At 50.6% G+C, this 7,106-nt stretch carries 7 protein-coding genes; all 7 read left to right on the top strand.

All coding sequences use genetic code 11. The features are described 5' to 3' along the window. Nucleotides 1–262 precede the first annotated feature (262 nt). Nucleotides 263–727, top strand: a complete 465-nt coding sequence (gene rimP / locus HMPREF1548_RS21865) for a ribosome maturation factor RimP (protein ID WP_021638782.1) — start codon at nucleotides 263–265, stop codon at nucleotides 725–727. Between the two features lie 21 nt (nucleotides 728–748). After that, nucleotides 749–2,017 carry a transcription termination factor NusA gene (gene nusA / locus HMPREF1548_RS21870; protein ID WP_021638783.1) on the top strand — a complete coding sequence of 423 codons (1,269 nt, stop codon included), beginning with the start codon at nucleotides 749–751 and terminating at the stop codon, nucleotides 2,015–2,017. After that, complete coding sequence (gene rnpM / locus HMPREF1548_RS21875) at nucleotides 2,010–2,282, top strand: RNase P modulator RnpM (RefSeq protein WP_021638784.1); 273 nt, start codon at nucleotides 2,010–2,012, stop codon at nucleotides 2,280–2,282. The genes nusA and rnpM overlap by 8 nt, the downstream gene beginning before the upstream one ends. Beyond that, complete coding sequence (locus tag HMPREF1548_RS21880) at nucleotides 2,269–2,580, top strand: L7Ae/L30e/S12e/Gadd45 family ribosomal protein (RefSeq protein WP_021638785.1); 312 nt, start codon at nucleotides 2,269–2,271, stop codon at nucleotides 2,578–2,580. The genes rnpM and HMPREF1548_RS21880 overlap by 14 nt, the downstream gene beginning before the upstream one ends. A 14-nt stretch (nucleotides 2,581–2,594) precedes the next feature. Beyond that, nucleotides 2,595–5,735 (top strand): translation initiation factor IF-2, encoded by a 3,141-nt coding sequence (gene infB / locus HMPREF1548_RS21885; RefSeq protein ID WP_021638786.1) that lies wholly within the window; start codon nucleotides 2,595–2,597, stop codon nucleotides 5,733–5,735. A gap of 36 nt (nucleotides 5,736–5,771) precedes the next feature. Beyond that, entirely contained in the window at nucleotides 5,772–6,167 is a 396-nt protein-coding gene (gene rbfA, locus HMPREF1548_RS21890; RefSeq protein WP_021638787.1) for a 30S ribosome-binding factor RbfA, read from the top strand. A 50-nt stretch (nucleotides 6,168–6,217) separates the two neighbouring features. Then, a partial coding sequence (locus HMPREF1548_RS21895) for a DHH family phosphoesterase (RefSeq protein WP_021638788.1) occupies nucleotides 6,218–7,106 on the top strand: 889 nt, incomplete at its 3' end.

Genomic DNA, 7,106 nt, shown 5'->3' on the forward strand with positions numbered 1-7,106 from the left:
CCATTTTTTCGGGACTCACCTGTAACACAGCCCGCCCCGCACCCCGGAACCCCTCCCCCAGACACCACCGGAAATGCTCCGGGCTTATCCACCCTCCCGAGAGGCCACCACACCCTCCGCATTTTGCACTTGCGTTTTGTATACAATGGTGTTATACTACTGTAAGGTTAATAAGATTACTAGAGTAGAGTGGACTTCCGGTCCACTCTTCTTTATTGATTAGGCAACTTACAACTGAATAAAGAAAGGAACTGGTGAACGAATGTCAAAAGGCAGAACGATTGAAACCCGTACCGAAGAAGTGCTTGCACCCATTGCAGAAGCAAACGGCGTGGAGATTTACGACGTTGAGTATGTGAAGGAAGGCAGCGACTGGTATTTGAGGGCTTATATCGACAAGCCGGAGGGTGTGAATATTCTCGACTGTGAGAATGTGAGCAGAGCGCTTTCCGACAAGCTGGATGAAGAGGATTTTATTGATGATGCTTATATTCTGGAGGTCAGCAGCCCGGGACTGGGCAGGACGCTGAAGAAGGATAAGCATTTGGAAAAGAGCCTTGGAGAGGAAGTGGAGCTGCGGCTCTACAAGCCTAAGGATAAACAGAAGGAATTTGCGGGCATTCTGAAAGCATTTGATGAAAACAGCGTCACAATTGAAACACAAGAGGAAGAAAAAGTTTTTGCAAGGTCTGAAATCGCCCTGATAAGGCTTGCATTTGATTTTTAAATATTTTTGGAGGTTAAAGCAATGAATAAGGAATTAATGGAAGCGCTGGATATTCTGGAAAAAGAAAAAGAAATCAGCAAGGAGACACTTTTTGAGGCGATTGAGAATTCCCTGCTTACGGCGTGCAAAAACCATTTCGGCAAAGCGGATAACGTGAAGGTGGAAATTGACCGGAAAACTTGCGATTTTCTCGTGTATGCGGAAAAGGAAGTGGTGGAGACAGAGGATGACGTGGAGGATGACTGCCTGCAGATCGCCCTGGAGGATGCCCAGGAGATTTCCAAGAGAGCCAAGGTGGGAGATGTCATTCATGTGGAAATCAAGTCCAAGGAATTCGGGCGTATTGCCACACAGAATGCCAAGAACGTGATACTGCAGAAGATCAGGGAAGAAGAAAGAAGCGTAATTTACAATCAGTATTTTGAAAAAGAAAAAGATGTGGTTACCGGCGTTGTCCAGAGATATGTGGGTAAGAACATAAGCATTAATTTAGGAAAGGCCGATGCCCTCCTGAATGAAAGCGAGCAGGTAAAGGGCGAGGTATTCAAGCCCACCGAGAGAATCAAGGTCTATATCCTGGAGGTGAAGAACACACCCAAGGGACCGCGTATCCTTGTGAGCCGCACCCATCCGGAGCTGGTTAAGAGGCTGTTTGAATCTGAGGTTACCGAAATCAAGGACGGAACGGTAGAAATCAAAAGCATCGCCAGAGAAGCGGGAAGCCGTACAAAAATGGCTGTCTGGTCCAACAATCCCAACGTTGACGCGGTGGGCGCCTGCGTAGGTATGAACGGCGCCAGGGTAAACGCCATTGTGGATGAGCTGCGCGGCGAGAAGATCGATATCGTCAACTGGGATGAGAATCCCGGAAACCTGATTCAGAATGCACTTTCCCCTGCCAAGATTGTTGCCGTATTTGCGGATCCTGATGAAAAAACCGCAAAGGTTGTTGTTCCTGATTACCAGCTTTCCCTGGCAATCGGCAAGGAAGGACAAAACGCCAGACTGGCGGCAAGGCTGACAGGTTACAAGATAGATATCAAGAGCGAGACTCAGGCCAAGGATGCACCCGGCTTCCGTTACGAGGATTATCTGGATGATGATTACGATGAGGAAGACGGCGAATACGAGGAAGAGTACGACGGCGATTATGAGGAGTCTGAGGATTCCGGGGAATACGCCGGAGAGGAAGCCTATGAGGAAGCTCCTCTTGAAGAAACCTTCGACGAGAACCTGGATGAAGCTTCGCAGGAAGAACTGACAGAGGATGACGGAGAGAACTATGAATAAGAAAGTTCCCATGAGACAATGCGTAGGCTGCGGCGAAATGAAGGGCAAAAAAGAAATGATGCGCGTCCTGAAGACTGCAGAAGGAGACATTGTACTGGATGTGACCGGTAAAAAAAATGGAAGAGGCGCTTATCTTTGCAAATCCATGGAATGCCTGAAAAAGGCAAGGAAAGGCAAAGGCCTGGAGCGCTCCTTCAAGATGAATATTCCAAATGAAGTATATGACAGTCTGGAGAGGGAGTTTGAGGAGTTTGAAGCAGAATAAGATTTTATCCCTGCTGGGTCTTGCCACCAGGGCTTCATCAGTGGTCAGCGGTGAGTTCATGACGGAAAAGTGTGTGAAGTCCGGTGCTGCAAGGCTGGTGATCGTAGGAAATGATGCCTCTGACAATACAAAGAAAAACTTCCGGAACATGTGCGAGTACTACCGCGTACCCTTTTACCTCTATGATACCAAGGAGGGGCTGGGACACGCGATGGGAAAGGAAATGAGGGCATCCCTGGCGGTAACAGATGACGGGTTTGCCAAAAGCCTGATCGGACATTTGGAAGAAGCCAAGTAGACGGAGGTAGCAGCATGGCAAAAACGAAAGTATTTGAACTTGCAAAAGAGTTAGGTATACACAGTAAAGACGTAATCACATTTCTTCAGGGCAAAGGGGTGGAGGCGAAAGCCGCCCAAAGCTCCATTGAAGACGATGCGACAGCGATGGTAAAGAAACATTTTGGTAAAAGCGAAGGAGAAAAACGCGTAGTGGAAGAAGCATCCATGAAGACGACGGGCGTTACGCCGGAAAAGAAAACAGAGAATACGCAGAATGAAAATCACGGAAAGCAGGAGCAGGTCCAGACTGCGGCAGCGCAGCCTTCTGCGGCGGCACAGCCTGCCGCTGAGCACCGTGAAGGCGGCGCAGCCGATGCGCCGGTGAAAAAGAAGAAAAACATTATTTTTGTGAGCAATCCGCACAACAGCAAAATGCAGTCCGGCGGACAGCGTCAGTCCTCAGCCGGGAATAAACCTGGTGTGTCTGGAAATAATGGAGACAGAAGGGGCAGCAACAACGGAAATAATGGAAATAATGGAAACAACGGCGGCAGAAATAATTCCGGCCGCGGTAACAATTCCGGCGGGCAGGGAAGAAACGGCCAGAACCGTCAGAATAATAACCAGAACCGTTCTTCAGGAAGAATCGGTTTTGAACAGCCCAAGCTGATCAAGCCCCTTACCAAGCCTTCACAGCCCCAGATGCCCGATGAGAGGCTGGAAGAACAGCGCAGGCGTGCGGAAGCTGCGGAAAGAGCAGCCAGAGAACAGAAAGCAAGAGAAGAAAAAGCTGCCGCGGAAAAAGCGGCAAGGGCCGAGAGAAGTGATAACAGGAATGAAGGAAGAACGGATAACAGAAGCGACAGGCCGCAGAACAGCCGCCCGGAGGGCAGCAGGCCGCAGGGCAGCCGTCCGGACAGCGGCAGGACAGACAGGCCGCAGTCCAGAAATCCGAGAAACGACAGACCGCAGGGCGGACGTACGGACACAAGGGCGCCCAGAAGCGACAGGCCTCAGGGCAGACCTGGTGAAGGCCAGAGCCGTCCAGGCTTTGGCGGCGGCCAGAGGCCTGGCCAGGGCTTTAACCGTAATGCAAATGGCGGCAGACCTGGCGGCAATAGTGACCGTCCTCAGGGAGACCGTACACAGGGCGCAGGCGGAAGGCCGGACGCTAAACGTGCCGCGGACAATAAATTCAGGAAGCCTGCGCCGGGCGGCAAGAGTTTTGTCCCCGAAAGCCCGATTAAAGAAGGCGAGAAGCACAGGGACGAAGAGAAGCGCCGCAGCAGCCAGGAGAGGGATAAACGCTCCAGGAAAGACCTTATTTACGAAGAGGACAATGCGGCAAAGAACAAACTGAAAAACAAGGCCGGCAGATTTATCAAGCCGGAGCCTAAGAAGGAAGAGGCTCAGGAGGAACAGATCAAGGTTATTACCGTAGGTGATACCATCACCATTAAGGAACTGGCCGATAAAATGAAGCTGCTGCCTGCCGCAATCATCAAGAAGCTGTTCCTGGAGGGCAAGGTTGTTACCCTGAATCAGGAAATTTCCTATGAAGATGCGGAAAATATCGCCATTGATTATGACATTATCTGCGAAAAAGAAATTAAGGTGGATGTCATTGAAGAACTGCTGAAGGAAGACGAAGAGAACGAAGAGGATATGATTTCCAGGCCTCCTGTTATCTGTGTTATGGGTCATGTTGACCATGGTAAAACCTCCCTTCTGGATGCTATCAGAAAGACAAATGTAACAGACCGTGAAGCGGGCGGAATCACCCAGCACATCGGCGCTTATACCGTACAGATTAACGGACAGAAAATCACCTTCCTGGATACTCCCGGACATGAGGCGTTTACAGCCATGCGTATGCGCGGCGCCAACTCCACGGATATCGCGGTCCTGGTGGTTGCGGCGGACGACGGCGTTATGCCCCAGACCGTGGAAGCGATCAACCATGCAAAGGCTGCAGGCATTGAAATCATCGTTGCTGTAAATAAGATGGATAAACCCAATGCCAATATCGACAGGGTGAAGCAGGAACTGGCAGAATATGAGCTTATTCCCGAGGAATGGGGCGGAAGCACCGTATTCGCACCGGTATCCGCAAAGACCGGCGACGGCATCAACCAGCTGCTGGAGATGATCCTGCTTACTTCCGAAATACTGGAACTGAAGGCCAACCCCAACAGACAGGCAAGAGGCCTTGTCATCGAAGCGGAGCTGGATAAGGGACGTGGACCTGTGGCAACCGTACTGGTACAGAAGGGCACCCTTCACGTGGGCGACTTTATTTCTGCCGGCGCATGCCATGGCAAGGTTAGGGCAATGATAGACGATAAGGGCAGACGCGCCAAGGAAGCAGGACCTTCCACCCCTGTGGAAATCCTGGGCCTTTCCGATGTTCCCAATGCCGGCGAGGTATTCCTGGCACATGAGAACGACAAAGAGGCGAGAGCCTATGCGGAAACCTTTATCGCACAGAATAAAGAGAAGAAGCTGGAAGAGACAAAGGCTAAAATGTCTCTGGATGATCTGTTCAGCCAGATTCAGGAAGGCAATCTGAAGGAACTGAACCTGATTATCAAGGCCGACGTACAGGGCAGCGTGGAAGCGGTAAAACAGAGCCTGCTTAAGCTGACCAATGAAGAAGTGGTTGTAAAATGCATCCACGGCGGCGTAGGCGCCATCAACGAATCCGATGTCACCCTGGCCGCAACCTCCAATGCCATCATTATCGGCTTCAATGTCCGTCCGGATGCAACGGCGAAGGCAACGGCCGAAAGAGAGGGCGTGGATATCCGTCTGTACAGAGTTATTTACCAGGCTATCGAGGATATCGAAGCTGCAATGAAGGGTATGCTGGATCCTGTATTTGAGGAGAAGGTTATCGGCCATGCGGAAGTGCGTCAGATTTTCAAAGCATCCGCAGTGGGCAACATTGCAGGTTCCTATGTGCTTGACGGTGAGTTCAAGAGAGACTGCAAGGTGAGAATTACCAGAGACAAGGATCAGATTTATGAAGGCACTCTGGCAAGTCTCAAGCGTTTTAAAGATGATGTGAAGGAAGTACGTTCCGGATATGAATGTGGTCTTGTCTTTGACGGCTTTGACCAGATTCAGGAGGGCGATATCGTGGAAGCCTACATTATGGTGGAGGTTCCCAGGTAAGCTGCGAAGGAATGCTGCCTCACAGGTAGGAGTAATATGAGAAAAAACAGTGTTAAAAATACCCGGATCAATACGGAGGTGCAGAAGGTGCTTGCCGAAACCATCCGGGGGGAAATAAAGGATCCCAGAATCGCTCCCCTTACTTCAGTGGTAGCGGTGGAGGTTTCTCCGGATCTGAAGACCTGCAAGGCATGGATCAGCGTGCTTGGGGATGAAAAAGCCCAGGCGGATACGCTGGCCGGCTTAAGAAGCGCCGCCGGCTTTATCAAAAGCAGGCTGGCGAAGGAAATCAATCTTCGTATTACGCCGGAGGTATGTTTTATCATGGATCAGTCCATTGCCTACGGAGTAAACATGTCCCATAAGATTGATGAAGTTATGGGCAGCGCAGGGACGCAGGCGGAGACGGATGAGGAAGCCGGAGAAGAATAAGCCGGCAGATGCTTCCGCCTGGCGCATGTTTGACAGCAGGGAGGTCTGATATGAAGCTTTTGGAAGAATGTAAACAGGCAAAAAGGATAGGGATCAGCGGACATATCCGTCCGGACGGAGACTGTGTCGGTTCCTGTATGGGCCTTTACCTTTATTTGAAAAAGGTAAGGCCCGATGCGGACCTTCATATTTTCCTGGAAAAACCGGCTGATATTTTCAGCTGCATCAGCAGTGTGGAAGAAATTGACAGCGAATACGGCGAGCAGGAACGCTTTGATGTGTTTTTCGCCCTGGATACTGCGTCCGACCGCCTGGGAGGAGCAGAAGCGTATTTCAACAGCGCTGTGAAAAAGATAAATATTGACCACCATATCAGCAATAAGGGCTGCGGGGATGTGAATTATGTGGTTCCCACAGCCAGCTCTACGAGCGAGCTTATTTATGATCTGACGGAAAAGGAACAGCTGGACGAAGAGATTGCCAAAGCGCTTTATATCGGCATTATCCATGATACGGGCGTGTTCCAGTATTCCAATACGTCGCCGGAAACCCTTCGGGCGGCGGCAAAGCTGATTTCCTATGGCTTTGATTTCAGCCGTCTCATAGAAGAGACATTTTATGAAAAAACCTATCTGCAGACGCAGATACTCGGCCGCGCACTGCTGGAAAGCATCCTTTTCATGGACGGAAAATGCGTGGTCAGCGTCATTGACAGGAAAACCATGGATTTTTATGGAGCCTCGCCCCAGGATCTGGAGGGCATTGTAAGCCAGCTTCGCAGTATCAAGGGCGTGGAATGCGCCATATTCATGTATGAAACAGGCGTGCTGGAGTATAAGGTGAGCATGAGATCCGGCGGCCTCGTCAATGTATCGCAGATCGCTTCCTATTTCGGAGGAGGCGGGCATGTGCGCGCGGCGGGCTGCACCATGAACGGCA

The sequence above is a fragment of the Clostridium sp. KLE 1755 genome, from assembly GCF_000466465.2.
Classification (GTDB): Bacteria; Bacillota; Clostridia; order Lachnospirales; family Lachnospiraceae; genus Eisenbergiella; species Eisenbergiella porci.